The organism is Streptomyces atratus, from assembly GCF_040655115.1.
Lineage (GTDB): Bacteria > Actinomycetota > Actinomycetes > Streptomycetales > Streptomycetaceae > Streptomyces > Streptomyces atratus_D.
Window position 1 is genome coordinate 59680 of the sequence record NZ_JBFAJH010000033.1, and the last position, 25923, is coordinate 85602.

General features: G+C 68.9%; 24 protein-coding genes. 4 read left to right on the forward strand and 20 right to left on the reverse strand.

Annotated elements, in window-relative coordinates; translation table 11 throughout:
• Window positions 1–77: 77 nt before the first annotated feature.
• From gap to AB0I23_RS28285, 9 genes are all read right to left on the reverse strand, one after another.
• Window positions 78–1085, reverse strand: a complete 1008-nt coding sequence (gene gap / locus AB0I23_RS28245; protein ID WP_359113388.1) for a type I glyceraldehyde-3-phosphate dehydrogenase — start codon at window positions 1083–1085, stop codon at window positions 78–80.
• A 262-nt stretch (window positions 1086–1347) separates the two neighbouring features.
• Complete coding sequence (gene whiA, locus AB0I23_RS28250) at window positions 1348–2337, reverse strand: DNA-binding protein WhiA (RefSeq protein ID WP_359113390.1); 990 nt, start codon at window positions 2335–2337, stop codon at window positions 1348–1350.
• On the reverse strand, window positions 2328–3365 hold the full coding sequence (locus tag AB0I23_RS28255; protein ID WP_359113392.1) for a gluconeogenesis factor YvcK family protein: 1038 nt from the start codon (window positions 3363–3365) through the stop codon (window positions 2328–2330). The genes whiA and AB0I23_RS28255 overlap by 10 nt, the downstream gene beginning before the upstream one ends.
• A complete protein-coding gene (gene rapZ, locus AB0I23_RS28260; RefSeq protein WP_359113394.1) occupies window positions 3362–4363 on the reverse strand; it encodes an RNase adapter RapZ in 1002 nt (333 codons plus the stop codon). Before rapZ ends, AB0I23_RS28255 begins: the two co-directional genes overlap by 4 nt.
• A complete protein-coding gene (gene uvrC, locus AB0I23_RS28265; RefSeq protein WP_359113396.1) occupies window positions 4360–6390 on the reverse strand; it encodes an excinuclease ABC subunit UvrC in 2031 nt (676 codons plus the stop codon). The genes rapZ and uvrC overlap by 4 nt, the downstream gene beginning before the upstream one ends.
• 514 nt (window positions 6391–6904) lie before the next feature.
• Window positions 6905–7369, reverse strand: a complete 465-nt coding sequence (locus tag AB0I23_RS28270; RefSeq protein ID WP_359113398.1) for a hypothetical protein — start codon at window positions 7367–7369, stop codon at window positions 6905–6907.
• The gene (locus AB0I23_RS28275; protein ID WP_359113400.1) at window positions 7345–7734 is read right to left on the reverse strand and encodes a hypothetical protein; all 390 of its coding nucleotides are present in this window, start codon (window positions 7732–7734) and stop codon (window positions 7345–7347) included. The genes AB0I23_RS28270 and AB0I23_RS28275 overlap by 25 nt, the downstream gene beginning before the upstream one ends.
• 157 nt (window positions 7735–7891) lie before the next feature.
• A complete protein-coding gene (locus AB0I23_RS28280; protein WP_359113402.1) occupies window positions 7892–8326 on the reverse strand; it encodes an NUDIX domain-containing protein in 435 nt (144 codons plus the stop codon).
• Window positions 8296–9009 carry an XRE family transcriptional regulator gene (locus AB0I23_RS28285; protein WP_359113437.1) on the reverse strand — a complete coding sequence of 238 codons (714 nt, stop codon included), beginning with the start codon at window positions 9007–9009 and terminating at the stop codon, window positions 8296–8298. Before AB0I23_RS28285 ends, AB0I23_RS28280 begins: the two co-directional genes overlap by 31 nt.
• 285 nt (window positions 9010–9294) lie before the next feature.
• On the opposite strand from AB0I23_RS28285, the gene AB0I23_RS28290 reads away from it, so the two are divergent.
• A complete protein-coding gene (locus AB0I23_RS28290; protein WP_359113404.1) occupies window positions 9295–9537 on the forward strand; it encodes a hypothetical protein in 243 nt (80 codons plus the stop codon).
• A gap of 48 nt (window positions 9538–9585) precedes the next feature.
• Here AB0I23_RS28290 and AB0I23_RS28295 read toward each other — a convergent pair whose 3' ends face one another.
• The 6 genes from AB0I23_RS28295 to uvrA form a co-directional block, all read right to left on the reverse strand.
• The gene (locus AB0I23_RS28295; protein ID WP_359113406.1) at window positions 9586–10233 is read right to left on the reverse strand and encodes a hypothetical protein; all 648 of its coding nucleotides are present in this window, start codon (window positions 10231–10233) and stop codon (window positions 9586–9588) included.
• Window positions 10230–10535, reverse strand: a complete 306-nt coding sequence (locus AB0I23_RS28300; protein ID WP_359113439.1) for a transposase — start codon at window positions 10533–10535, stop codon at window positions 10230–10232. Before AB0I23_RS28300 ends, AB0I23_RS28295 begins: the two co-directional genes overlap by 4 nt.
• A 235-nt stretch (window positions 10536–10770) precedes the next feature.
• The gene (locus tag AB0I23_RS28305; RefSeq protein WP_359113408.1) at window positions 10771–11325 is read right to left on the reverse strand and encodes a hypothetical protein; all 555 of its coding nucleotides are present in this window, start codon (window positions 11323–11325) and stop codon (window positions 10771–10773) included.
• Between the two features lie 135 nt (window positions 11326–11460).
• Entirely contained in the window at window positions 11461–11820 is a 360-nt protein-coding gene (locus AB0I23_RS28310; RefSeq protein ID WP_359113410.1) for a hypothetical protein, read from the reverse strand.
• A gap of 169 nt (window positions 11821–11989) precedes the next feature.
• The gene (locus AB0I23_RS28315) at window positions 11990–12418 is read right to left on the reverse strand and encodes a Rieske (2Fe-2S) protein (protein ID WP_359113412.1); all 429 of its coding nucleotides are present in this window, start codon (window positions 12416–12418) and stop codon (window positions 11990–11992) included.
• A gap of 460 nt (window positions 12419–12878) precedes the next feature.
• On the reverse strand, window positions 12879–15914 hold the full coding sequence (gene uvrA, locus AB0I23_RS28320) for an excinuclease ABC subunit UvrA (protein ID WP_359113414.1): 3036 nt from the start codon (window positions 15912–15914) through the stop codon (window positions 12879–12881).
• 176 nt (window positions 15915–16090) lie between these two features.
• On the opposite strand from uvrA, the gene AB0I23_RS28325 reads away from it, so the two are divergent.
• Both AB0I23_RS28325 and AB0I23_RS28330 read left to right on the forward strand, forming a co-directional pair.
• The gene (locus AB0I23_RS28325) at window positions 16091–16780 is read left to right on the forward strand and encodes a maleylpyruvate isomerase family mycothiol-dependent enzyme (RefSeq protein WP_359113416.1); all 690 of its coding nucleotides are present in this window, start codon (window positions 16091–16093) and stop codon (window positions 16778–16780) included.
• 10 nt (window positions 16781–16790) lie between these two features.
• Complete coding sequence (locus AB0I23_RS28330; RefSeq protein WP_359113417.1) at window positions 16791–17447, forward strand: MBL fold metallo-hydrolase; 657 nt, start codon at window positions 16791–16793, stop codon at window positions 17445–17447.
• A 47-nt stretch (window positions 17448–17494) separates the two neighbouring features.
• Here AB0I23_RS28330 and AB0I23_RS28335 read toward each other — a convergent pair whose 3' ends face one another.
• The 5 genes from AB0I23_RS28335 to AB0I23_RS28355 all read right to left on the reverse strand — a co-directional run bounded on the left by AB0I23_RS28335 (window position 17495) and on the right by AB0I23_RS28355 (window position 24642).
• Window positions 17495–18487, reverse strand: a complete 993-nt coding sequence (locus tag AB0I23_RS28335; protein WP_359113419.1) for a TerC family protein — start codon at window positions 18485–18487, stop codon at window positions 17495–17497.
• 250 nt (window positions 18488–18737) lie between these two features.
• Window positions 18738–20729, reverse strand: coding sequence for a TerD family protein (locus tag AB0I23_RS28340; RefSeq protein WP_359113421.1), 1992 nt, complete (start codon window positions 20727–20729; stop codon window positions 18738–18740).
• 149 nt (window positions 20730–20878) lie between these two features.
• Window positions 20879–21457 carry a TerD family protein gene (locus AB0I23_RS28345; protein ID WP_359113423.1) on the reverse strand — a complete coding sequence of 193 codons (579 nt, stop codon included), beginning with the start codon at window positions 21455–21457 and terminating at the stop codon, window positions 20879–20881.
• Between the two features lie 128 nt (window positions 21458–21585).
• Complete coding sequence (gene uvrB, locus AB0I23_RS28350; protein WP_359113425.1) at window positions 21586–23715, reverse strand: excinuclease ABC subunit UvrB; 2130 nt, start codon at window positions 23713–23715, stop codon at window positions 21586–21588.
• A 39-nt stretch (window positions 23716–23754) separates the two neighbouring features.
• Entirely contained in the window at window positions 23755–24642 is an 888-nt protein-coding gene (locus AB0I23_RS28355; RefSeq protein WP_359113427.1) for an MHYT domain-containing protein, read from the reverse strand.
• Window positions 24643–24856: 214 nt separating this feature from the next.
• Here AB0I23_RS28355 and AB0I23_RS28360 point away from each other — a divergent pair, with 214 nt between their 5' ends.
• Complete coding sequence (locus AB0I23_RS28360; RefSeq protein WP_359113429.1) at window positions 24857–25801, forward strand: glycerophosphodiester phosphodiesterase; 945 nt, start codon at window positions 24857–24859, stop codon at window positions 25799–25801.
• The last annotated feature ends 122 nt before the right edge of the window (window positions 25802–25923 follow it).

The window sequence follows — 25923 nt, forward strand, 5'->3', positions numbered from 1 at the left end:
TGCAACGGGGCTCGAACGGCGCTGCGTTGCGCTGTCCGAGCCCCGTGCTCACATCGAGGTGCCTGCCGGTTCGACGGTCAGAGCTGGCTGCCGACGAACACGGTCAGGTCGACGAGACGGTTGGAGTAGCCCCACTCGTTGTCGTACCAGCCGATGACCTTGACCTGCGTGCCCTCCGCCATGGTCAGCAGGGAGTCGAAGGTGCAGGACGCCGGGTCCGAGACGATGTCCGAGGACACGATCGGGTCCTGGGTGTACACGAGCTTGCCCTTGAGCGGGCCTTCCTCGGCGGCCTTCTGGAAGGCCGCGTTGACCTCGTCGCGGGTGACCTCGCGCTCCAGGGTGATGACCAGGTCGGTGACCGAGCCGGTCGGGACCGGGACGCGCATCGCCATGCCGTCGAGCTTGCCCTTGAGCTGAGGGAGCACCAGAGCGGTGGCCTTGGCGGCACCGGTCGTGGTCGGGATGATGTTCTCCGCGGCGGCGCGGGCGCGACGCAGGTCGGAGTGCGGGAAGTCCAGGATGCGCTGGTCGTTCGTGTACGCGTGAACCGTCGTCATGAGGCCCTTGACGATGCCGAAGTTCTCGTCCAGAACCTTGGCCATCGGCGCGACACAGTTGGTGGTGCAGGAGGCGTTGGAGATGACGTGGTGGTTGGCCGCGTCGTACTTGTCCTCGTTGACACCCATCACGATGGTGATGTCCTCGCCCTTGGCCGGAGCCGAGATGAGGACCTTCTTGGCGCCACCCTCGATGTGCTTCTCGGCGTCGGCCTTCTTGGTGAAGATGCCGGTCGACTCGACGACGATGTCGACGCCCAGCTCACCCCAGGGAATGTCGGCCGGGTTGCGCTCGGAGAGCACCTTGATGGTGTGGCCGTCGACGGTGATGCTGTCGGCGGTGTGGCTGACCTCGGCCTTCAGACGACCCAGAATGGTGTCGTACTTCAGAAGGTGGGCCGTGGTCGCAGTGTCACCCAGGTCGTTGACAGCCACGATCTCGATGTCCGCACCCTGCTCCAGCAGCGCGCGGAAGTAGTTACGACCGATGCGGCCAAAGCCGTTGATGCCTACGCGGATCGTCACGAAACCGATCTCCTCGTTAGGTACGCCGGTTTTCGACGCCGGCGAGTTGTATAGGGATGTCCCCGACCGCCTCCGACCCTACCTCTCCAAGGCCCCTTGGGTGACATCGAGCGGGGCCGGAAGCGGCACGGAGGCCCGTACTCCCCGGTCGGAGTACGGGCCTCCGGATACTCGGCCGCACACGCAGTGATGATTACTGAGTGTCAACACCCGTGGGAATGCCACACGTTCCGCTGTCGGCCACCTTCGCCGCCGTTTCCTCTCAGCCCACCAAGCCGTCGGCGAGCTCTTCGCTGAGGGTGGATTCCGTCCCCGGGATACCGAGGTCCTGGGCCCGCTTGTCGGCCATGGCCAGGAGCCGGCGGATCCGGCCGGCGACCGCGTCCTTCGTCAGCGGAGGGTCGGCGAGCGCGCCCAGTTCCTCCAGGGAGGCCTGCTTGTGCTCCATGCGCAGCCGTCCGGCCGCCGCGAGGTGCTCGGGCACCTCCTCGCCCAGGATCTCCAGCGCACGGCCCACCCGGGCGCCCGCGGCGACCGCGGCCCGCGCGGAACGGCGCAGGTTGGCGTCGTCGAAGTTGGCGAGCCGGTTGGCAGTGGCGCGGACCTCGCGCCGCATCCGCCGCTCCTCCCAGGCCAGCACCGCGTCGTGGGCACCCAGTCGGGTCAGCAGCGCACCGATCGCGTCGCCGTCGCGGACGACGACCCGGTCCACTCCGCGCACCTCACGGGCCTTCGCGGCGATGGAGAGCCTGCGGGCCGCGCCGACCAGGGCGAGCGCCGCCTCCGGACCCGGGCAGGTCACCTCCAGCGAGGAGGAACGCCCGGGCTCCGTGAGCGAGCCATGGGCCAGGAAGGCCCCGCGCCAGGCGGCCTCGGCATCGCAGGTGGCCCCCGAGACCACCTGCGGGGGCAGGCCGCGGATCGGGCGGCCGCGGCCGTCCACCAGGCCGGTCTGGCGGGCCAGCTGGTCGCCGCCCGCCACCACCCGTACGACAAAGCGCGAGCCGCGCCGCAGCCCGCCGGGAGCCATCACGATCAGCTCCGAGCTGTGCCCGAAGATCTCCAGGATGTCCCGCTTCAGCCGGCGCGCCGCGTTCGCAGTGTCCAGTTCAGCCTCGATCACAATCCGGCCGCTCACCAGGTGCAGCCCGCCCGCGAACCGAAGAATCGCCGAAACCTCTGCCTTCCTGCAGCAGGTCCGGGTCACGGGAAGCCGAGAGATTTCGTCCTTCACCGCTGGCGTCATCGCCATGGGCCGATCCTTCCATGCATCCGAAAAATACGGTCGTACGCGGCGGCCAACAGCTCCGGATCATGGATCGGAACGCCGTCGGGTGAGGCCACCGGCGCCAGCTCGACCGCGGCACCGAGCCGCTTGGCGGCATCGGCGAGGGACTCGCGATCGGGCACGGCGGCTTCGTCGGCCAGCACCACGTCCAGGGCGAGTTTAGGGGCGTGTCGTCCCAAAACCTCCAAATGACGCTGCGGGGAGAAGCCATCAGTTTCACCGGGTTGCGGTGCGAGGTTGAGCGAGAGGACCTTGCGGGCCTTCGTCACGACGAGCGCGTCGAGCAGTTCCGGTACGAGCAGATGCGGGATCACCGAGGAGAACCACGATCCCGGGCCCAGCACCACCCAGTCCGCGTCCAGGACCGCCTCGACCGCCTCCGGGACGGCCGGCGGGTCGTGCGGGACGAGGTGCACGGACTGCACCTCACCGCGGGTGAGTGCCACCGTCGCCTGGCCGCGCACCGTGTCCACGTCGTCCGGACGGGCCGGGTCGTGGCCCCGTACGAGCGCCTGGAGCTCCAGCGGCACGGCGGACATGGGCAGCACCCGGCCGTGCGCGCCGAGGAGCTTGCCGACCAGGTCCAGGGCCTGCACATGGTCGCCGAGCTGCTCCCACAGGGCGACGATCAGCAGATTGCCGACCGCGTGCTCGTGCAGATCGCCCTTGGACTGGAAGCGGTGCTGGATGACCTGGGCCCAGGTCTGGCCCCAGTCGTCGTCGCCGCAGAGCGCGGCGAGCGCCTTCCGGAGGTCTCCGGGCGGCAGGACGCCGAGCTCCTCGCGGAGCCGGCCGCTGGAGCCGCCGTCGTCGGCGACCGTGACCACGGCGGTGAGGTCGCCGGTGATCCGGCGCAGCGCCGCGAGCGACGCGGACAGGCCCATGCCGCCGCCGAGGGCGACGACCTTGGGATGCTGGGCGCCGCGCTTGCGGGCGGAGAGGGCGGAGGTGGCTCTGCGCAACCGCCGCAGGCGCAGATTACGGCTGGTCACTCGCGCCCCATGTCCCGGTGGACGAGGACGGTCTCGATTCCTTCGGTGGCGAGCCGCGCGGCGAGCTTCTCCGACATCGCGACGGAGCGGTGCTTGCCGCCCGTGCAGCCGACGGCGATCGTCACATAGCGCTTGCCCTCGCGGCGGTAGCCCGCGGCGACGAGCTGCAGCAGCTCGGTGTACTGGTTGAGGAACTCCTTGGCGCCCGGCTGGTCGAAGACGTACGCCGAGACCTCTTCGTTGAGCCCGGTGAACGGGCGCAGCTCCGGGACCCAGTGCGGGTTGGGCAGGAAGCGGCAGTCGACCACCAGGTCGGCGTCGACCGGCAGGCCGTACTTGAAGCCGAACGACATCACCGTGGCGCGCAGCTCCGGCTCCTCGTCGCCGGCGAACTGGGCGTCCATCTTGGCGCGCAGCTCGTGCACGTTGAGGCTGGAGGTGTCGATCACCAGGTCGGCGTCGCCGCGCAGCTCGCGCAGCAGGTCCCGCTCGGCGGCGATACCGTCGACGATGCGGCCGTCGCCCTGGAGGGGGTGCGGGCGGCGGACCGATTCGAAGCGGCGGACCAGTGCGTCGTCGGAGGACTCCAGGAAGACGATCCGCCGGGTGACGTGCTTGGCCTCGAGGTCGGCGAGGGATTCCCGGAGGTTGTCGAAGAAGCGGCGGCCGCGCACGTCGACGACGACGGCGATCCGGGCCACATTGCCCTGCGACCGGGCGCCGAGCTCCACCATGGTGGGGATCAGCGCGGGCGGCAGGTTGTCGACGACGAACCAGCCGAGGTCCTCCAGACACTTGGCGGCGGTGGACCGCCCGGCGCCCGACATACCTGAGATGATCACCAGCTCGGGGATGGCCGCAGTGGCATCGCCCGTCTCGATCGTGGTGCCCGTACTCACGTGTCCTGCTCCGTCTGCTCGGTCTGTGCTGTCGTGCGCGCGCTCTTGCTCGTGCTCGTTCTGTTGATTGTGCTCTTGTTCTTGCTCGTGCTCAGTCATGTTGCGCTGCCCCCGTCGTCCTCTTCAATGATCTCTCCTGTCGCCGTGTTCACGGCGGGCACGGCCGGGGCGGCCGAGGCGAGGGCGACAGCCACTGATTCCGCCGTCCTGCGGCCTATTCCCGGAACCTCGCAGATCTCGTCGATTGTCGCCTGCTTCAGCTTCTTCACGGAGCCGAAATGCTTGATCAACGCCTGCTTCCGGGTCTCGCCGAGTCCGACGACCGCATCGAGGGGGCTGGAGCGGATGCGCTTGGCCCGCTTGGCGCGCTGGTAGGTGATGGCGAAGCGGTGGGCCTCGTCGCGGACGCGTTGCAGGAGGTACAGGCCCTCACTGGAGCGGGGCAGGACCACGGGGTCGTCGTCGTCGGGCAGCCAGACCTCTTCGAGACGCTTGGCGAGGCCGCAGACGGCGATGTCGTCGATCCCCAGTTCGTCGAGGGCCCGCTTGGCCGCGGCGACCTGCGGCTGGCCGCCGTCGACCACCACGAGCTGCGGCGGGTAGGCGAACCGCTTGGGGCGGCCGTCGTCCTCGCGGGGCTCGTTCTCCAAGGGGTCGGCACCGGAGGCTTCCGGGGCCGGGACGGCTCCGGTGGGGGCAGGGGCCTCCTCCCACTCCCCTGTCCGTTCCTTCTCCTGCAGGTACCGCTTGAAGCGGCGGCCGATCACCTCGTGCATCGAGCGGACGTCGTCCTGGCCCTCGAATCCCTTGATCTGGAAACGGCGGTACTCGCTCTTGCGGGCCAGACCGTCCTCGAAGACGACCATGGAGGCGACCACGTCGTCGCCCTGGAGATGGGAGATGTCGAAGCACTCGACGCGCAGCGGAGCCGTATCGAGGCCGAGGGCCTCGGCGATCTCCTCCAGGGCGCGGGAGCGGGTCGTCAGATCGGAGGCGCGCTTGGTCTTGTGCAGCCCCAGGGCCTGCTGCGCGTTGCGCTGGACCGTCACCATCAGGTCCTTCTTGTCGCCGCGCTGCGGGATGCGCAGGCTGACCTGGGAGCCCCGGCGGTCGGCGAGCCACTGGGAGACCGCTTCGGGGTCCTCCGGAAGGGCCGGGACGAGGACCTCCTTGGGAACGGAGTCGCCCGTCTCCTCCCCGTACAGCTGCTGCAGCGCGTGCTCGACGAGGCCCGAGGTGTCGACCGCCTCGACCTTGTCGGTGACCCAGCCGCGCTGGCCGCGCACCCGGCCGCCGCGTACGTGGAAGATCTGCACGGCGGCCTCGAGCTCGTCCTCGGCGAGCGCGATCAGGTCGGCGTCGGTGGCGTCGGCGAGGACGACGGCGCTCTTCTCCATGGCCCGCTTGAGCGCCTCCACGTCGTCGCGGAGCCGGGCCGCCCGCTCGTACTCCATCTCCTCGGCCGCCGCCATCATGTCCTTCTCCAGGCGACGGATGTACGTGCCCGTGCGTCCGGCCATGAAGTCGCAGAAATCGTCCGCCAGTTCGCGGTGTTCCTCGGGGGTGACCCGGCCGACGCAGGGCGCCGAGCACTTGCCGATGTAGCCGAGGAGGCAGGGGCGGCCGGTACGCGCGGCGTTCTTGAAGACCCCGGCGGAGCACGTACGGACGGGAAAGACCCGGAGCATCAGGTCGACGGTCTCGCGGATCGCCCAGGCGTGCCCGTACGGACCGAAGTAGCGCACGCCCTTCTTCTTGGCACCGCGCATGACCTGCACGCGCGGGAACTCCTCGTTGAGCGTGACCGCGAGATACGGATAGCTCTTGTCGTCCCGGTACTTGACGTTGAACCGGGGGTCGTACTCCTTGATCCAGGAGTACTCCAGCTGGAGCGCCTCGACCTCGGTGGCGACGACGGTCCACTCGACGGAGGCGGCCGTGGTGACCATCGTGCGTGTACGGGGGTGGAGATTGGCCAGGTCCTGGAAGTAGTTGGCCAGGCGCTGGCGCAGGCTCTTCGCCTTCCCGACGTAGATCACCCGGCGGTGCTCGTCGCGGAATCTGTAGACCCCCGGGGAGTCGGGGATCTGTCCCGGCTTGGGGCGGTAGCTGGAGGGGTCTGCCATGTCTCCCACCCTACTTGCGGGCAGTGACAGTGCGGTGACGTCCGGGGTGATGCCGCGCTCCGGGGCACGGGTTGAGGGAGTGCGCCCCGGGGCACGGGGGCAGCGGGTGCCCGTGACGGTGGTGGTGCCGGTGGCGGCAACTGTGCGGCGCGTCCTCGCCGCACAGGACCAGCACGGCGAGGACGCCCGTGCCGCCGGGGAGCCAGGTGTTCTGTCCACGGAGGCTGGTGACAGTGATCACGGTCGGGTGATCTTGAACGACTGAGGGTGAACGGCTCAGCGGTCTCGGCTACCGCCAGCCTTTCGCCTCGGCGAATTCTTCCAGCGCGGGAGTCACCTCGATCACGAACGCGCGAGTCGCCTCGCGCAACTCGGTCAGGACGTCGGATCGAGGGCGCCCTCCACTGCCCGCGTCGCGACGATCCCGAGCAAGGACGGCGAGCACCTCGAGCCGGGCATCCAGCTCTTCGCCTCACGAGACGACCGGCGGGCGGGGTCTCCCCAGCCCGCACGATCACCGGCTTCCCGCTCTCACTCGGAAGACCTGGTCATCCTTGATCGAGCCAGGAATGGGGAATTCCTGCATCAGCGGGCTCGGATCCGTGGCGGGAACGAAAACTTCAGCCCAGAAGACAATCCCCGCAACGACGTAATCGTACGGATGGTCTTCGGAGACTCGGAAGAGTGCGCTCTCTCCCCAGCTACGCCCGGCCCTCCGCTCTTCGGCGCGCAAGGCTTCCGGGCCCGCGTCCGACAGGCTGAGGCCTGCGTACCGATCAGCCAGCGAGATTCGGGAGACGTCCTGGAACAAGACGTCGAAGACCCGAGGGGCATCCCCCTCCTCGCCCCCCGACAATCCGCGAAGCAGGATCTTGCTGTGGCCTACCTCAATAGCCCACGGCTTGAACGTGCCCTGCAGAGTCAGCGGGAGATTCCCCTCCACCAATTGGTACGTCACTTGAACTTGGCCCTTGCCCATGTTTCGGTACGTCGACTGAACCGATAGAAGTCCACCCGTCCCATGAGACCGGCTTCATTGACCTGGATCAATTCCCACTGTGTCCACATGCGCTGCTTTTCGGGCGTCTCCAGTGCGATCTTCAGACCCTTCGCGGGCCCCTGACTCGCGCCTGGGAGACCGTCGAGCAGGAAGGAAAGTCGTGCTTCGCCTGCCTTCACCTGGCCAATCGCATTGAGAACATCCTGTTTCCACGTGGCATCCGGCGAACCGAGGAAGTGCTCGGCTTCAATGGACTTGGCGAAGTCCTTCAGACCATTTTCACGCCGGCCAAGGGCGTGATGAGCAACTGAATCATCTCCGCCGCCGCCCTCGCAGTTGTGCACCAGGACCGGCGTGGCCCCCGCCAGCACATAGTACGTGTGCTACGCGAACCCCTCGGCCTGCTTTTCTACAGGTCAAGTGCAGTTTGCTGGTCCGGTGAAGTGCGTGGGTGTCCGTGGTTGTACGGGGTTGTTGCCGTCGCTACTGCCGTCAGACGGTTCAGCCCAGGTACGGCTTCTCGCGCTGTTCCAGGGAGTGCCGGAGCCTGAGCCGTTGGGTGTGGTGCATCGGCAACTGCTCCAACCCTTCCGGCGGCACGAACCTGAGCTCGGTGGACTCGTCGGAGATCTCCAGCCGGCCTCTGGTGATGCGAGCGGTGAAACAGACGTTGAACTGGCGGCGAACCTCGCCGTCGGTGTAGGCGATGATGTGTTTCGGGTCGGTGTAGGTGCCGACCAGGCCGGTGATCTCGACGTCGAGGCCGGTCTCTTCCTTGACCTCGCGGACGGCCGTGCCGGGCAGGGAGTCGGTGAGATCCATGCCACCGCCGGGCAGGGCCCACAGGTCGTTGTCGCGGCGGCGCTGAAGGAGGATGCGCCCGTGGTCGTCGGTGACGACGGCGGTCAGCCTTGTACCGAAGTCGCTGTCGCCCACACGGCGTCGAAGCTCTCGGCGTAGGTGTCGAACATGCCGCCTGTCTCGTGACGGCGACGGTGCCATCCGGGGGCGGCGTAGGCGTTGACGCCCCAGACGTGTGCGTTGACGAGCTGCTGGTCGTCGGCGCGATAGAGGGAGTTGTAGAGCGTGGTGCGGTGGGTGCGGACTTCGATGCCGGGGGTGCCGGCGAGCGACCTGCAGTGCATGAGCGCGAGGCGGCAGCGGGATTCGATGCCGTGGCCGAACCGCTCCTCCTGTCCGCGGGCTTGGACGTTGTCGCTGTCGGCATCCCCGATCGCGATGCGGACGTTGCAGCCTTCGGCGGCGCGTTCGGTGAGGAGTTCGTTCAGCCGCGGGTACGCCTCGTGGAGGAAGACGGCCGCGTAGACGAGGATGTCGATCCGGTCCGGGGCCTGGGCCATCAGGTCTGTGAATGCCGAGACGGGGATGTCGGCCCGCTGCTCGCAGAGCGCCACCAGTTCGGGGCTGATGGCGCGGGCGGAGCGGGCCTGGCGGAGTGCCGGCCAGAGTGCGTACACGTCTTCTCCCAGGGCTTTGGCCGCCTGGAGGGCTGTGGCACGGCGTGGAGTGCGCCCGAGGTTCGCCCGGCACTCGACCGACTTGGGGTCGACCTCGACCTCCTGGGCGAGGGCGGCGTACGTCCAGCCTCCGGCTGCCATGACGGCTCGTAGTCTCTCGTTCGGCACGAGTCTCCCCCTTCGTCTCAGGACGGCACCAGGGACGTTCCACACGGTGCAGGACGTCCCGAAGTGGGGTTTGGCGGAGGTTCCTTCATCCCGGCGACCGACGTGAGGATCGGTGCCGACCCTGCGGCACCGATACGCCCAGGGGCACGGATTCACGCCGCCGAGGAGCGTCAACGTGCCAGTGTGCGCCGCCCCGTGTTGTGTTGTCACCCTGCCACTGGATGCCTGGTCGCGGACCGCCTGTCCGGGGTGGTCGCGATGACGGACCGCGAACCCAATGCGATCCAGCACGACGCTTCGTCGGGCGTGGGTGCCGTGGTGGTCGACCGGCGAAACGGCAAGGTGGGCGTGGTAATGGGGCACGTGGGGCCGTACGTGCAACTTCGTCCGCCACGCGGTGGCCGGGAGTGGGACGTACCGCCCGAGGATGTACGTCCGCCGACCCCGGCCGAGGAATTGAGCGCCAAGGTAGCCGTGGCCAACCGGAGGTGGGGACGGTGACCCCTCGCTCGGTCACGGCGGCTGTAAGTCTTGATCTTGGTCGTCGGGTCACGTAGTCGCTGCCGCGGTGACGTTGTTCCAGTGCCGGTGGCAGGCGATGGCGCGGTGTTCGTGGTGGCGGCGCCAGGCGGACCAGTGCAGGATGTGGTCGAGGTCGCGGCGGGGCATCGGGATGACGGTGGCGCGGAGGACGGCCAGGAGTTCGCGCGGGCTGGCCGGGACGAGGTCGATCCCTGCGGCGTCGGCGGTGTGGGTGCGGGTGACGGTCAGGACCGTGGCGGCCATCAGGCTGATCAGGCTCCAGCGCATCCACGAGTTCCAGCAGGTCACCTGGCCCTGGTCGAGGCCGGTGGTCCCCTTCGCGCCTTGGAAGTCCTCTTCGATCTTCCATCTGGTGCAGATGGTGTGGACAAGGTCGACGAGGCTGACGGGCGTGGTGGAGTGGCAGCGGTAGAAGGAGAGTTCACGGGTGTAGCGGTGGCGGCGGACGACCAGGTGGGCATGCCCGGCGGCGACCGCCTCGCTGGCGGGGGCGTCGTCCTCGATCACGACGATCAGGGCCCAGTCGTAGTGCCGGTCGCCCTTGAGGCCGTGGCCGGTGCGCATCCGCATCCACGCCTCCTTCGGGACGCGGCGGGCGAGTTCGGCGGCGGTCAGGCGGCCGGCCTGGGTGGTGGCGCGGTGGTCGGCCTTCACGGCCAGGGCGTAGTCGAAGCCCAGGGCGCGGGCGGTGCGGCGCAGCTCGCACCCGACGTATACCTCGTCCCCGGCGAACCAGCGCGCTGCGATGCCCAGGGATCGGCGCGGGCGAGCATGGCAGCGGCAAGCTGCGGCTTGGTGGCGAACTCCACCACGTCGGGCATGTGCCGCAGCAGGCGGCGCTCCTCGTCTGCGGCCCAGCCGGCCGGCAGGTACAGCTCCCGGTCGATCAGCGCATGGCCGTGGGCGGAGGCGTAGGTCAGGTGGACGGCGACCTGGCACAGACCGACCCCGCCCAGAGCGCCGGAGTACTGGTGGGCGGCGCCGACGCAGTCCGTGGACGACGGCGCACAGACACCGAAGGCCCCTCGCGAAAGCGGGGGGCCTTCGAGTCGTACCCGTGTGCGACGATCGCGCCTCTTCTGGCGCCGTCGGCGCGCGGATCACTCCGGCTGACACCTCCGCCCCGCTGGATGACACCCAGCGGGGCGGAATCGACGGGCAAAGGCCGGTGCGACCGGCCCGGCCATGGTGTTAGTGGCTGTCGAGCCAGCGGCGTGCTGCCGGACTCAGTTGCGGCTCGTCCGGGTCGTCCATCGCTCCGTTCGCCACCGCTTCGGCGAACCGTCGAAGGACCTGCGAACGATGCGGCGCTGTCAGCACGGAGGTGCTGATCGCGTGCTCCCACGTCGTCGCGAAGCACAGCACGTTCCCGTCGAGCGAGAGCATGCGGAACTCGGGGCGGCAGGGCGCGCTGCCGAGCAGCCCGGCAGCACCCTTGCCCATGATGTCCCACTCACTCTGCAACTCGACGCAGAACCACCGCGTGGGACCGTCGTCCTCGGGGTTGAGCGCGAGCAGGAACCTGCGGTCGGTCTCGGAGAACAGCCCTCCTTCGACCGACAGCCGATACCAGTCGGTGTTCGCCTTCTCGAGCAGCAGCGGATCGTCGATGTCCAGTATCGCCTCGGCGCGACCCTCTTCAGCTGGGCAGCTCGGCGCCTGACCGGTGATGAGGGGCGGAATGAGCCCTTCGGGCTCACTCCATGCGTCCACTATCAGCAGACCCGCTGCGGCTAGCGATTTCATGGCAGGTAAACGTCGACTCCGCGCCTGGAGGCTTCCTCCCGGCGCGGAGTATATCTGTCGGAGAGCAATGCTGTTCACGCCAACACCAAAACACAGCGCTCCCCACCGGAGGCGATCCGGTGGGCGGCGCTGTTGTCAGGCGCCCTGCTCGAAGAAGGAGCCCTTCTTCAGCCTCTCGTAGGCGGGTTTGGCTCTCGCCATCCACGCGTCCACGTCAGCTGCCATCGAGGGAAACCTCTCCTTGAGCGGTTCCGCCAGTTCGGCGATCGCCTCCCAGGAATCGGCCAGGTACGTCTCGTTCTCCAGGCCGATCGCGACGGCCACCCGGAACTGATCATCCGACTTCAGCCACCGCTTCGCCATCTCGGTGATGCGTGCCACGTCGTCGGCGCCGATGATCCACGACATGGAGAGGAGCTGCTCGGAGACATAGCCCGGAACGACGTCGGGTGCCCTGTGATCGACCAGAAAGTCCATGACGTCTTCCACCTGCACGTTCACAACCTCTGTGGACAGGACACCCAGCTAGCGGGCTCCCTCGGTGGCGTACCGCGTCCCGTCGTCGCCGGTGGCGATGTTCACCACCTTCCAGGCGCCGGACGTTCCCGCCTCGGGGACGGTCCAGAGGGACGCCTTGGGGGCGACCCGGCCCGGGCGTCGGGCGTCAGGCGTCAGGACCGGCGATCAGCTTTCCGCCCTCGACCCTGACCGGGACGGAGGGCAGCGGCACGGTCGCCGGACCCTGCACCGCCTTGCCGGTGGTCGTGTCGAAGCGGCTGCCGTGGCAGGGGCAGTTCCCCTCGTTGTCCTCGACCTTGTCCAGCAGGCAGCCCGCGTGGGTGCACTGGGCGCTGAACGCCTTGAACTCGCCCTTGGCCGGGCAGCTGACGACGACCCGCTGCTCGCGGTAGAGCTTGGACCCGCCGACCGGCACCTCGTCCGGGGAGCCGAGCTCGACGGGGGCGGTGGGGGTCGGCGTCTGGGCGTGTCCGAGCTTCGATTCGGTCGAACAGGCGGCCACTCCCAGCCCGGCGACGCCGGCGAGAGCGGCACCCTTCAGCACGGTACGGCGGGCGGTGGGCTGGCCGGACATGCGGACTCCACGGGGTGAGAGGGGTGGGACGGAGAGCGGCGCCGGAGAGACGCCGGGTGCGCCAGGAATACCGGAAGGCACCTGGGGCACCACCGGCATCGGTGACAGAACCGACGATACCGGCGGAGACGGGCGTCCCTGCGGCCGGGCCGGTCGTGGACGGTCATGCCTGGTCAGAATCGGTCGCGACCCCCCTGAGCGGGCACGACCGAGCCACAGCGGCCGGCGCGGGCCGGGGCCGACGGTGAGCCGGGCCACCCGCGCCTTGCGGCTGCAGGCGACGGCAGACCATCACTGGATACAGCCGGCCGCGGCCGGACGGCAGACCGACCGTGGCGGAGCGTCGCCGGATACGACCGGTCGCGCCCAGCCGTGGCCGGGCGGCAGCCGACCGTGGCCGGACGCGAGGTGACGGCTCCCCGCCTGCCGGCCGGGAGCCGTCACCTCGACGCGCCGCGCGTCAGGCCTTGCGCGCGCGGGTCGTCTTCTTCGCCACAGCCGTCTTGGCCGACTTGGCCGCCGGGCTCCCGCCGGCGTCCGTCTTGGCCGTCGCCGTCTTCCGCGCAGGGGACGACTTAGCGGCCACCGTCTTCTTCGCGGCCGTCCTCCGCACCGGCTTCCGCGCTGCGGGCACCGCCGCCTCGCTCACCCGGTCCGCGTCCAGGATGCCCTGGAGAAACTTGCCCGTGTGGCTCGCCGGGACCGTCGCGACCAGCTCCGGCGTGCCCTCGGCGACCACCAGACCACCGCCGTTTCCGCCCTCGGGACCCATGTCGATGACCCAGTCCGCGGTCTTGATGACATCGAGGTTGTGCTCGATGACGATCACCGAATTGCCCTTGTCGACCAGTCCGGACAGCACCTTGATGAGCTTGCTGATGTCCTCGAAGTGCAGTCCGGTGGTCGGCTCGTCCAGAACGTAGACGGTGCGGCCGGTGGAGCGCTTCTGCAGCTCGCTCGCGAGCTTCACGCGCTGCGCCTCACCACCGGAGAGCGTCGGCGCGGACTGGCCGAGCCTGACGTATCCGAGGCCCACCTCGTGGAGCGTGCGGAGGTGGCGTGCGATCGTCGGGACGGCCTCGAAGAACTCCAGGCCCTCCTCGATCGGCATGTCCAGAACCTCGGCGATCGACTTGCCCTTGTAGTGGACCTCCAGCGTCTCCCGGTTGTACCGCGCCCCGTGGCAGACCTCGCACGGGACGTACACGTCCGGCAGGAAGTTCATCTCGATCTTGATCGTGCCGTCGCCGGAGCAGTTCTCGCAGCGGCCGCCCTTGACGTTGAAGGAGAAGCGGCCCGGCAGATAGCCGCGCACCTTCGCCTCCATCGTCTCGGCGAACAGCTTGCGGACATGGTCGAAGACGCCGGTGTACGTCGCCGGGTTGGACCGGGGCGTACGGCCGATCGGCGACTGGTCGACGTGTACCACCTTATCGACCAGGTCGTCGCCGTCGACCCGGGTGTGCCGGCCGGGGACCGACTTGGCACCGTTCAGCTCGCGCGCCAGATGGGTGTAGAGGATGTCGTTGACCAGCGTCGACTTCCCCGACCCCGAGACTCCGGTGACGGCCGTGAGCACCCCGAGCGGGAAGGAGACGTTGATGTCCTGGAGGTTGTTCTCCCGGGCTCCGTGCACCGTGAGCCTGCGCGTCGGGTCGACCGGGCGCCGGATGTCGGGCAGAGCGATGGCCTTCTTGCCGATCAGATACTGGCCGGTGATCGACTCGTCGTTGCCGAGCAGTTCCTTGAGCGAGCCGGAGTGGACCACCTTGCCGCCGTGCTCACCGGCACCGGGGCCGATGTCGACGACCCAGTCGGCGACCTTGATGGTGTCCTCGTCGTGCTCGACGACGATGAGCGTGTTGCCCATGTCGCGGAGCCGGACCAGCGTCTCGATCAGCCGGTGGTTGTCGCGCTGGTGCAGACCGATGGACGGCTCGTCCAGCACATACAGCACGCCGACCAGGCCGGAGCCGATCTGGGTGGCCAGCCGGATGCGCTGGGCCTCGCCGCCGGACAGGGTGCCTGCCGCGCGGTTCAGCGAGAGGTAGTCGAGGCCGACATCGACCAGGAACCTCAGCCGCTCGTTGACCTCCTTCAGCACCCGCTCGGCGATCTTCTTGTCGCGGGCGTTCAGCTTCATCCGGCCGAGGAATTCGGCGCACTCACTGATCGACATCGCGGAGACCTCGGCGATGGACTTCTCCATCACCGTGACCGCGAGGACGATCGGCTTCAGCCTGGTGCCCTCACAGGTCGGGCAGGGCACCTCGCGCATATAGCCCTCGAAGCGCTCCCTGCTGGAGTCGCTCTCGGCGTCGGAGTGCCGCCGCTTGACGAACTGCACCGCGCCCTCGAAGGCCGGGGTGGTGTACGCGCGCTCACGCCCGTACCGGTTGCGGTAGCGGACCTCGGTCTGGATCTTGTGGCCGAAGAGCAGGGCCTTCTTGGCCCGCTGCGGCAGCCCGGCCCACGGGATGTCCGTACGGAATCCGAGGGCTGCGGCCAGCGCGTCGACCTGCCGCCCGAAGTACTCCTTGGTGTGACCGTGCGACCAGGGGTGGATCGCGCCCTCGTCGAGGGACTTCTCCTCGTCGGGGACGATCAGCTCCGGGTCGACCTCCATCCGCGTACCGATGCCCGTGCAGTCGGGGCAGGCGCCGAAGGGGGAGTTGAAGGAGAAGGAGCGCGGCTCCAGCTCCTCGAAGGAGAGGTCGTCGTACGGACAGTAGAGGTGCTCGGAGAACATCCGCTCACGCTCGGGGTCGTCCTCCGGGAGGTCGACGAAGTCGAGCACGACCATGCCGCCGGAGAGCCCGAGTGCGGTCTCGACCGAGTCGGTCAGCCGGCGCTTGGCGCCGTCCTTCACCGTGAGACGGTCGACGACCACCTCGATGGTGTGCTTCTCCTGTTTCTTCAGCGTGGGCGGCTCGGAGAGATGGATGGTCGCGCCGTCGACCCGGGCCCTGCTGTAGCCCTTGGTCTGCAGATCGGCGAAGAGGTCGACGAACTCACCCTTGCGCTCGCGCACCAGCGGCGACAGCACCTGGAAGCGGCTGCCCTCGGGCAGGCCGAGCACCTTGTCGACGATGGCCTGCGGCGACTGGCGGGAGATGGGGCGAGAGCACTCGGGGCAGTGCGGCTTGCCGATCCGGGCGAAGAGCAGCCGGAGGTAGTCATACACCTCGGTGATCGTGCCGACCGTCGAGCGCGGGTTGCGCGAGGTCGACTTCTGGTCGATGGAGACGGCGGGCGACAGGCCCTCGATGAAATCGACGTCCGGCTTGTCCATCTGGCCGAGGAACTGCCGGGCGTACGAGGAGAGCGACTCCACGTACCGGCGCTGGCCCTCGGCGAAGATCGTGTCGAACGCGAGAGACGACTTGCCCGACCCGGAGAGCCCGGTGAAGACGATGAGGGAGTCGCGGGGGAGGTCGAGCGAGACGTTCTTGAGGTTGTGCTCGCGAGCGCCACGGACGATGAGACGGTCGGTCACGCCGGTCCGCACCTTTCTAGAGAGAAATGGGGGAACTGAGCCCCTGTCCCAGGGTATGGGGGGCGCCACAGCGGTGTACGAAGCTTTTCGACTCCGAGCGTATAGCACGCGCATTCGATTTACGGACTGCCGATGACTCCTTCACCCGAACGAGTGCCGAGGCTAGGCTCGGCCGCATGATTGATCACGCGCACGACCTGGCAGCCGTACGTGAAGCGACCGATCGGCTGCTCAGCGCGACGGTGAAACTGGACGACGTCACCGCCGCCGAACCCTCACGGCTGCCGGGCTGGAGCCGGGGCCACGTCCTGGCGCACCTTTCCCGTAACGCCGACGCGCTCGTAAATGTTCTCCAGGGCCGTCCCATGTACGCAGACAGCGAAACCCGCGACCGGGACATCGAGCGCGACGCACCCCGGCCGCTCACCGAACAGCTGGCCGATCTGCGCGAGAGCGCGGCCCGCTTCCTGGCCGCCGCCGCCGAGCCGGCCGACTGGTCCCGCACCATCACGATGCGCAACGGCGTGACCGACTCCGCCTCCCGGGTCCCCTTCCGCCGCTGGATCGAGGTCGATCTGCACCATGTCGACCTGGGCATCGGGTACGAACTGGAGGACCTCCCGGACGAATTCGTCGCCCGTGAGATCGACTTCCTCGCGGAGCGGTTCGGCCGCCACCCGGACGTCGTGTCCACGGGTGTGGCAGCCGACGACGGCCGGTTCTGGACCACGGGCGGCGGCGCCGAGGGCCCGGCCGTCGCGGTCCGCGGCCCGGCGCCGGAGCTGCTGGGCTGGCTCTCCGGGCGCCGTGACGGCTCGGTGCTGAAGGTCGACGGCGGCCCCCTCCCCGTACTGCCCCCGCTATAGGCTGAGACGTATGACGTACAGCGGAGCGGTCAAGGTCGGCGGAGCTGCGGACGTACACGAGCTGACGGACCTGATGATCTCCAAGGTCGCCGTCGGCCCGATGAACAACAACGCCTATCTTCTGCGCTGCCGGGCCACCGGCGAGCAGCTCCTGATCGATGCGGCCGCCGAGGCCCCCACCCTGCTGCGGCTGATCGGTGACGACTCCATCGCGTCCGTCGTCACCACCCATCAGCACGGCGACCACTGGCAGGCGCTGGCCGCGGTGGTGGCGGCCACCGGTGCGCGGACGTACGCAGGGCGGTACGACGCCGAGGGCATCCCGGTCCCGACCGATGTCCTGGTCGACGACAACGACACGATCCGGGTGGGGCAGGTCACCCTGACCGCGCGCCATCTGGCCGGCCACACCCCGGGCTCCATCGCGCTGGTCTACGACGACCCGCACGGCGCCCCGCATCTGTTCACCGGGGACTGCCTCTTCCCCGGCGGGGTCGGCAATACCCACAAGGACCCCGAAGCGTTCGCGAGCCTGCTCCACGACGTGGAGACCAAGCTCTTCGACGTGCTGCCCGACGAGACCTGGGTCTATCCGGGCCACGGCCACGACACGACGCTCGGCGACGAGCGTCCGCAACTGCCCGGGTGGCGCGCACGCGGCTGGTGACATGAGGGTGCGGGTGAGCGGTTGCACCGCCCACCCGCACCGCAGCATCAGGCCTCGACGCGGGAAGTCTTCTCCGTCTCACGGTCGGCCTCGGCCGCGGCCTGCTTCTTGTTGGCGACGAGGCTGGTGATCGTGGTGATCACCAGCACGCCGCAGATGACGCCGAGCGAGACCGGGATCGAGATCTCGGGGACATGCACCCCGGACTCGTGCAAGGCGTGCAGGACCAGCTTGACGCCGATGAAGCCGAGGATGACCGAGAGCCCGTAGCTGAGGTGGACCAGCTTCTTCAGCAGACCGCCGATGAGGAAGTACAGCTGGCGCAGCCCCATCAGGGCGAAGGCGTTGGCGGTGAAGACGATGTACGGGTCCTGGGTCAGCCCGAAGATCGCGGGGATGGAGTCCAGCGCGAACAGCACATCGGTGGTGCCGATGGCGAGCATGACGACCATCAGCGGGGTCAGGACGCGCTTGCCGTTGTTCCTGAGGAAGAGCCTGGTGCCGTGGTACCTGTCGGCGACACCGAAGCGGCGTTCGATCGACTTGAGGAGACGGTTCTCCTCGAACTCGTCCTCCTCCTCGTCGGCCCGCGCCTCCTGGATGAGCTTCCAGGCGGTGTAGATCAGGAACGCGCCGAAGATGTAGAAGACCCACGAGAAGTTGGCGATGACCGCGGCGCCCGCCGCGATGAAGATCGCTCGCAGAACCAGCGCGATCAGCACGCCGACCAGCAGCACGCGCTGCTGGAGATGGGACGGCACCGAGAACTTCGCCATGATCAGGACGAAGACGAAGAGGTTGTCCACGCTGAGCGACTTCTCGGTGATGAAGCCGGCGAAGAACTCGCCCGACGCCTGGCTCTCGCCGAACACGAGCAGGCCGAGCCCGAAGAGCGCGGCCAGCGCGATCCAGACGATCGTCCAGATTCCGGCTTCCTTCGTCGTCACGTCATGGGGCTTGCGCCCGATGAAGAAGTCGACGGCGACAAGGGCTGACAGACCAAGAATGGTCAGCACCCAGAGGGTCCATGAAACGTCCACTGCGCCTCCGGCAGTTCGCTACGGCTACTGATCAGCGTCGTCGCTGCCGGAGGTCTCTTCCACCCCGGTGCACGGGCTGCGCACCACGGGCCGACGCCCCGGGACCGGTCACAGTCCGTACTGACGGGCACGTCGCGTTCGGGAGTACTCCCCTCCGCTCGAAGAACAGTACAGGGAACACCAAGAAAAGGTAAAGGCCAGGGTAAAGATCTCTCAAAAATGCAGGTCAGGGGCGGATTGGCTCAATGGGTCAAGGCTGCCTGGTGCGACGGGCGGCAGCCACCTGGGCGAGCACGCTGCGCAGCACCCGGCTGCCGGGCGGAGTCCTCAGCGGCTCGTACGTCCAGGCGTGGCCGACCCAGGGATCGGCCAGGTGGTCGTCGGCGACCGGGGTGATCCGCAGCAGGGAGCGCCAGAGCGGGTCGAGTACCGGCCCGTACGCGCTCGCGTCCTCCCGGTCCGCGACCATCAGCAGGTGGACGCCGACCGAGGGGCCCTCGTCCGCGAGATAGCGCAGCTGGGTGACGGCCCGGTCGTCGAAGCCGTGCGGGAAGTCGTTGACGATCAGCAACTGCTCGGCGGTGTCCAGGTCCGGTGGTAGCGCATCGGCGGCGCCGGCCCGGACCGCCATCTGCACGAGGTCGACGCGCCGGGTGAGGTGGGCGAGGACCGAGGCCACTCCCCCGGCTCCGGCGGCGGGGGGCGCGGCGAGCACCCCGGAGTCGACCAGGGGCGCGAGCGCCGTTGCCGCCGAACCCGCGGGGTCGATGACATGGACGGAGAACTCGTCCGCCGGGTAGACGGCGAGCAGCCGGGCCGCGTGCGCGACGGCGTTCTCCATGGCGAGGCGGCGGAGCTGGTCCGGGCCGGTCAGGGCCGCCGCCTCGGAGGCCGTACGCCCGCTGTCGACCCAGATTCCGCGCTCCAGCGGCAGCCGTACGAGCAGCGGGATGCGCAGACCGGCGCTCTCGGGCAGATGGAGGTCGCCGATCCGCAGGGCCATGGGGATCTCCATGGGAACGCGGTAGGCGTGCCAGACGGGATTGTCCCAGCCCGCGTACGCGGCGGGGAGTGCGGGTTCGACGACGGCGGACTCGGCGGCGAGCTGGGCGAGATCGCGGTCGAGCGCCTCGCGGGCCCGGTCGGTCAGCTGGTCGCGCTTGGTGCGGGCCTCCTCACGGGCCCGGTCGCCCGCTCCACCGATCCGGTTGCGCGGGTCGGACAGGGCCCGGTCGAGCTCCTGGTCCATGCGGGACTCGGCGAAGTCGACGGCGCTGCGGTACGCGGCGGTGGTGCGGGCCAGGTCCTCGAACATGCCCCAGACCTGGTTGTAGAGGCGCTCCTCCATGGACCAGCCCGTCGCGTCCCCGGCGACGGGCCGGGCGGGGCGGCCCGGTTCGGCGGGTGGCGCGGTGGGCGGGGGCGGTGGGGGCGCCGCGGACTGGCGGCGCGGGTGCGCGTAGTTGATGGGACCACTCATGGTGGGAGCCGGGGTGGGCCCCGGGGTAGGAACCGCGTCGCTTGCCGGGCGGGGCTGTGCGGGATCGGGCAGCGGGGTGGCTGCCGCGGCCGGGTCGCCGATCGGTGCGGCGGGGGGTGTCGCCGGCGCCTGTTGGCCGGAGGCCGCGCCTGCGTGGCGGACCCGGCCTCCTTCCGGGGTGCGGGGCGGGGGCGGCGCCACCGAGCGGGCCATGCCCCGGGCGACCGCCTCATGGACCGACCGGGCCAGCTCCTGCGCACCGGAGACCCCGTGGTCGGCGAGCATCGCGGCGAGACCGCCCGCATAGCCCTGGCCGACCGCGCGGACCTTCCAGGCACCCTGGCGTCGGTAGAGCTCCAGGGCGGCGACCGCGGACTCGCTGTCGAGGCCGGTGAGGGTGAAGGTGGCGATCGCGGTGCCTTCCAGGCCCGTGACAGCGACGAAGGGTGCGGCAACCGCGCCGAACCTGACCGGGCCTCCGACGTCCGTGGGCAGTGCCAGCAGCACGGTGACGCGGTGCACCGAGGCGGGCAGGGCGTCGAGGTCGACGGCGAGCCGATGGTCGGCGGCGGCCTGCTTGGACACTTCGAGTCCGGGCAGCTGGGGCGAGCCCGGGTGGGCGATCCACTCGATGCCGTGCACCGTGCCCTGCTCGTCGCCGAGCGTGGCACCGGCCACGACGGGCGTACCGGCCGATACCCGGATCTCCAGACGGGTCTGGGGCAAGGTGTGGTTCTGCCCCCGGACCAGCTCGGCCGTCATTGTCCTGTCCCCTCGACGAGTTCATGCTGCGCGGTGCGCTGTCTGTCGGCGCGGTGCCGTGTGGTGCGGTGCCATGCGGGGCAGCTCCCGGCGGCTGTTGCCTCCGGGAGCTGCCCCTACCGATACGGACCCGAGCGGTCCGGCTGTACCTACAGGTGCGGCAGGATCGCCGGCATCAGGTCCTGGAAGGTGCGGCCGTTGGCCGGGTTGCCGAGGGCGGTCATCTGCCACCCGTCGCCCACGCGGTGCACCTTGGCCATGATCTGGGCGGTGTACTGGCCGCCGCCGTCCAGCGTGTAGCGGGCGAGCTCCTGGCCGTTGGTCTCGTCGACGATGCGGCAGAAGGCGTTCTGCACCTCCTGGAACGTCTGGCCGGTGAAGGAGTTCACCGTGAAGACGATCTGGTCGATGTGGACCGGCACCCGCTGCAGGTCGACGAGGATCGCCTCGTCGTCGCCGCCGGAACCGGCGCCGCCGACCAGGTTGTCGCCGGTGTGCTTCACCGAGCCGTCGTCACTGACGAGGTGACGGAAGAAGACCACGTCGACCGGTTGCTTGTCGGCGAACAGCACCGCCGAGGCGTCCAGGTCGATCTCCCGTGTGCGCGAGCCGAACAGACCGCGGCGTGGCGCCGCCTGCCAGCCGAGCCCCATCCGTACCGCGGTCAGGGTCCCCCCGTCGCTCTTCTGCAGGCTGATGGCCTGGCCCTTGGTCATGTTGACCGTCACGCGCTGTCCCCTCTCCGCTGCCCCGCACCCGTCCGTGCGGTTGCCCAGCACCCTACGCAGTCACGCCGAAGGCGCAGCAGCTTCGGGGCATTTTTGTGTCGGTCTTGCAACACACCGGCTGCGGTGGGTCAGGCGAGACCCGCCTCCCGCATCTGGCGCAGCTCCTTCTTCAACTCGCCCACCTCGTCGCGCAGTCGGGCGGCCACCTCGAATTGCAGGTCCGCGGCGGCTGCCCGCATCCGGTCGGTCATCTCCTCGATGATGCCAGCGAGCTCGGTGGCGGGCCGCTCCGTGACCACCGCGCCGGTCTTCTTGGCTCCGGCCGCCTTTCCTGCCTTGCCCGCCTTGCCGCTGAGCGCGGGAACGGGCGCCTTGACGGCCCTCCCCTGGCGGTAGCCGGTGCCGAGCAGCTCCTCGGTGTCGATCTCCTCGCGGGCGATCGTCGCGACGATGTCATTGATCTTCTTTCGGAGCGGCTGCGGGTCGATCCCGCGCTCGGTGTTGTACGCGATCTGCTTCTCCCGGCGTCGGTTGGTCTCGTCGATGGCCTTCTCCATCGCCGGGGTGATCTTGTCCGCGTACATATGGACCTGGCCGGACACATTGCGGGCCGCGCGGCCGATGGTCTGGATGAGGGACGTCCCGGAGCGCAGGAAGCCCTCCTTGTCGGCGTCGAGGATGGCCACCAGGGACACCTCGGGCAGGTCGAGACCCTCGCGAAGGAGGTTGATGCCGACCAGGACGTCGTACTCCCCGGCACGCAGTTCGCGGAGCAGCTCGATGCGGCGGAGCGTGTCGACGTCGCTGTGGAGATAACGGACCTGGATGCCCAGCTCCAGGAAGTAGTCCGTGAGGTCCTCGGACATCTTCTTGGTGAGGGTGGTGACCAGGACGCGCTCGTCCTTCTCGGTGCGCTTGCGGATCTCGTGCACCAGGTCGTCGATCTGACCCTCGGTGGGCTTGACGACGACCTCGGGGTCGACGAGGCCGGTGGGGCGGATGATCTGTTCCACGAATCCGTCGCCGCGGGACAGCTCGTACTTGCCCGGGGTGGCGGAGAGATAGACGGTCTGGCCGACCCGCTCCGTGAACTCCTCCCACCTCAACGGGCGGTTGTCGAGGGCGGACGGCAGCCGGAAGCCGTGGTCGACGAGGCTCCGCTTGCGGGAGGCGTCACCCTCGTACATCGCGCCGATCTGCGGCACGGTGACATGCGACTCGTCGATGACGAGCAGGAAGTCCTCGGGGAAGTAGTCGAGGAGGGTGTTCGGGGCGGTGCCGCGCGAGCGGCCGTCCAGGTGCATCGAGTAGTTCTCGATGCCGGAGCAGGTGCCGATCTGGCGCATCATCTCGATGTCGTACGTGGTGCGCATCCGCAGCCGCTGGGCCTCCAGCAGCTTGCCCTGCTTCTCCAGCTCGTCGAGGCGCTCCTGCAGCTCCTGCTCGATGCCGTTGACCGCCTTCTCCATGCGCTCCGGACCCGCCACGTAGTGGCTGGCGGGGAAGACGTAGAGCTCGCGGTCCTCGCTGATCACCTCGCCGGTGAGCGGATGGAGCGTGGAGAGTGCCTCGATCTCGTCGCCGAACATCTCGATGCGGACGGCGAGCTCCTCGTAGACCGGGAAGATCTCGATGGTGTCGCCGCGCACCCGGAAGGTGCCCCGCGTGAACGCGACGTCGTTGCGCGTGTACTGGATCTCGACGAAGCGGCGCAGCAGCTGATCGCGGTCGATCTCCTCCCCCACCTTGAGCGGGACCATGCGGTCCACGTACTCCTGCGGCGTACCGAGGCCGTAGATGCAGGAGACCGAGGCGACCACGACGACGTCGCGGCGGGTGAGCAGCGAGTTCGTCGCGGAGTGGCGCAGTCGCTCGACCTCGTCGTTGATCGACGAGTCCTTCTCGATGTAGGTGTCCGACTGCGGAATGTATGCCTCGGGCTGGTAGTAGTCGTAGTACGAGACGAAGTACTCGACGGCGTTGTTGGGGAGCAGCTCGCGGAACTCGTTCGCCAGCTGGGCGGCGAGCGTCTTGTTCGGCGCCATCACCAGGGTGGGGCGCTGCAGCTTCTCGATCATCCAGGCGGTGGTCGCCGACTTACCGGTGCCGGTCGCACCGAGCAGCACGACATCCTTCTCACCTGCCCGGATACGCCGCTCCAGCTCGGCGATGGCAGTGGGCTGGTCACCGCTGGGCTGGTAGGGACTGACGACCTCGAAAGGCGCCACCGAACGTTCGATCTTCGAAACGGGCCGCATGCAACCACGGTACGACCCCCCACTGACAACCGGGCCCCGTCACCAGTCCCGGGGCGGCGGGGAGTCCCGGTGCCGCGACTGGAACGACGCCGGGTCGGCGTGGGTACCGAAGCGCGGGACTTGGCGCTGGACGGGGATGCCGGGGGGCCGACCGGCGCCGACTCCGTTCCGGGAGGCGTCCCGGTCCGCGGAGCCCATCACCACCAGAGGATCGAACATGACGACCACCGCGGCGAGCAGGAGGAAGCTGGCCGGGCCGATCATCAGCGGGATCAGGCCCGAGGTCGGCCCACCGTGGGTCGCGGAATCCGCGACGGCCGCGGGGTGCAGATGGACGCTGAGCGCGGCCATACCCGTGTAGTGCATCCCGCTCACGGCCACGCCCATCACCACGGCGGCGCCGAGGCTGGGCAGGAAGCCGTGGATGGAGACCGCCGACCACAGTGCGGTCGTGGAGGCGACCACGGCGATGACGACGGAGAGCGAAACGGTGAGCGTGTCGTACTCGAGTTGTCCCTGGAGGCGCATGCCGGCCATGCCGAGATAGTGCATGGTGGCCACGCCGAGTCCGGTGATGGTGCCCCCGGTGACCAGGGCCATGGGGGTGGCGCCCCGGTAGCCGACGATGAAGATGCCGATGCCGACCATGACGATCGCGATGCCCAGGCTGGCGAACGTGATCGGGGTGTCGTAGCCGATCGGCGTCTCGTCGACGCTGAAGCCCAGCATCGCGATGAAGTGCATCGTCCATATGCCGGAGCCGATGGAGGTGGCCCCGAGGGCGAGCCAGCCGGCCTTGAAGGAACGCTCGGTGCGCAGCGACCGCGTCGTGCAGCGCAGTCCGAGGGCCGCGCCGAGGCACGCCATGAGGAACGCCGCGATGGGCGTCACCACTCCATAGCTGAAACCGTCGATGGTGCCCTGCATGCTCGTACGCCCTTCGAGGAAGCCCGGGTTCGGGGTGACCCTAAGGCGCAAGTCCCGGCAGACAAACAGAAGAACTGCATTTTATCGACACGGAAGCCGGCCCGTGACCCCGTCCCGTCTGCTGCGTTCACGTGATGGCCGTCCGTCGCCCGCCCCTTGTCGGGAGGTGGCTGTCACACTCGGCCCGTCCGTCACTCTGCCGCAAGGAGTACACGTGCACGCACGCACCGCAGCCGCTTCCCTCGCTGCCGCCGCCCTGCTGGGCGTCGGCGCACTGCTGCTGCCCACCCCCCATTCACCGGCCACGGGCACCGGCTCGGCCAGGGGGACGGAGACAGTGACCGGCATGCGGGCAGTCGGCGCGCGGGCCACCGGGGCTTTCGCCGTCACCCCGGTCGTCTTCGCCCACCGGGGCGCCTCGGCGTACGCGCCGGAGAACACCCTGGCCGCCGTCGACAGGGCCGACCGCCTCGGCTTCGACTGGGTGGAGAACGATGTCCAGCTCACCAGGGACGGTGTGCTGGTCGTCATCCACGACACCGACCTGAAGCGGACCACCGACGTCGAGGACGTCTTCCCGGGCCGTGCGCCGTGGGCCGTCGAGGAATTCACGGCCGCGGAGATCGCCCGGCTGGACGCGGGCAGCTGGTTCGGTGCGCGCTTCGCCGGGATCCGGATCCCCACGCTCACGCAGTACCTGGACCGGATCGGGCGCAACCATCAGAAGCTGCTGCTGGAGATCAAGAGCCCGGAGCTCTATCCGGGCATCGAGAAGGAGACCCTGCGGGTGCTGCGCCGGGCGGGGTGGCTCGACCGCGATCACGTCAGGAACCGGCTCGTGATCCAGAGCTTCGACGCGGGCAGTCTGAAGAAGGTCCATCAGCAGCGTCCGGACGTCATCACCGGCTTCCTCGGCGCCCCTGCGATCGCCCGCCTGGGGTCGTACGCGGCGTTCACCGACCAGATCAACCCGTCGTACACGTCGATCGGCGCCGACTACGTCGCCGCTGTGCACGCACTGAAGGGCGCGCACGGCAAGAAGCTCAGGGTCAACACCTGGACGGTCAACGATGCGGGCACCGCAGTGAAGGTGAACCGTCTCGGCGTGGACGGGATCATCACCAACACCCCTGACGTGGTGCGCGAGGCCACCGATTGACGACCTGAGGGAGCACTCGCTCCCCCGTTGATGCTCCTATTGGCTGTCAAGCGGCGGTTAGCCAGTCGCGGTAGGCGTTGGCGAGAGTGTCGTCACGGCGGGTGCCGCGTTCGATGCAGGAG

What these genes read in the sequence shown, in the direction of transcription:
- uvrB (WP_359113425.1), bottom strand. Translation starts at nt 23,715, where the DNA reads ATGCGGCCCGTTTCGAAGATCGAACGTTCGGTGGCGCCTTTCGAGGTC.
- uvrC (WP_359113396.1), bottom strand. Translation starts at nt 6,390, where the DNA reads ATGGCAGACCCCTCCAGCTACCGCCCCAAGCCGGGACAGATCCCCGAC.
- AB0I23_RS28330 (WP_359113417.1), top strand. Translation starts at nt 16,791, where the DNA reads ATGACGTACAGCGGAGCGGTCAAGGTCGGCGGAGCTGCGGACGTACAC.
- AB0I23_RS28315 (WP_359113412.1), bottom strand. Translation starts at nt 12,418, where the DNA reads ATGTCCGGCCAGCCCACCGCCCGCCGTACCGTGCTGAAGGGTGCCGCT.
- AB0I23_RS28340 (WP_359113421.1), bottom strand. Translation starts at nt 20,729, where the DNA reads ATGACGGCCGAGCTGGTCCGGGGGCAGAACCACACCTTGCCCCAGACC.
- AB0I23_RS28305 (WP_359113408.1), bottom strand. Translation starts at nt 11,325, where the DNA reads ATGAAATCGCTAGCCGCAGCGGGTCTGCTGATAGTGGACGCATGGAGT.
- AB0I23_RS28325 (WP_359113416.1), top strand. Translation starts at nt 16,091, where the DNA reads ATGATTGATCACGCGCACGACCTGGCAGCCGTACGTGAAGCGACCGAT.
- rapZ (WP_359113394.1), bottom strand. Translation starts at nt 4,363, where the DNA reads ATGACTGAGCACGAGCAAGAACAAGAGCACAATCAACAGAACGAGCAC.
- AB0I23_RS28355 (WP_359113427.1), bottom strand. Translation starts at nt 24,642, where the DNA reads ATGCAGGGCACCATCGACGGTTTCAGCTATGGAGTGGTGACGCCCATC.
- AB0I23_RS28285 (WP_359113437.1), bottom strand. Translation starts at nt 9,009, where the DNA reads ATGGCAGCCGGAGGCTGGACGTACGCCGCCCTCGCCCAGGAGGTCGAG.
- AB0I23_RS28290 (WP_359113404.1), top strand. Translation starts at nt 9,295, where the DNA reads ATGACGGACCGCGAACCCAATGCGATCCAGCACGACGCTTCGTCGGGC.
- AB0I23_RS28270 (WP_359113398.1), bottom strand. Translation starts at nt 7,369, where the DNA reads ATGGGCAAGGGCCAAGTTCAAGTGACGTACCAATTGGTGGAGGGGAAT.
- whiA (WP_359113390.1), bottom strand. Translation starts at nt 2,337, where the DNA reads ATGGCGATGACGCCAGCGGTGAAGGACGAAATCTCTCGGCTTCCCGTG.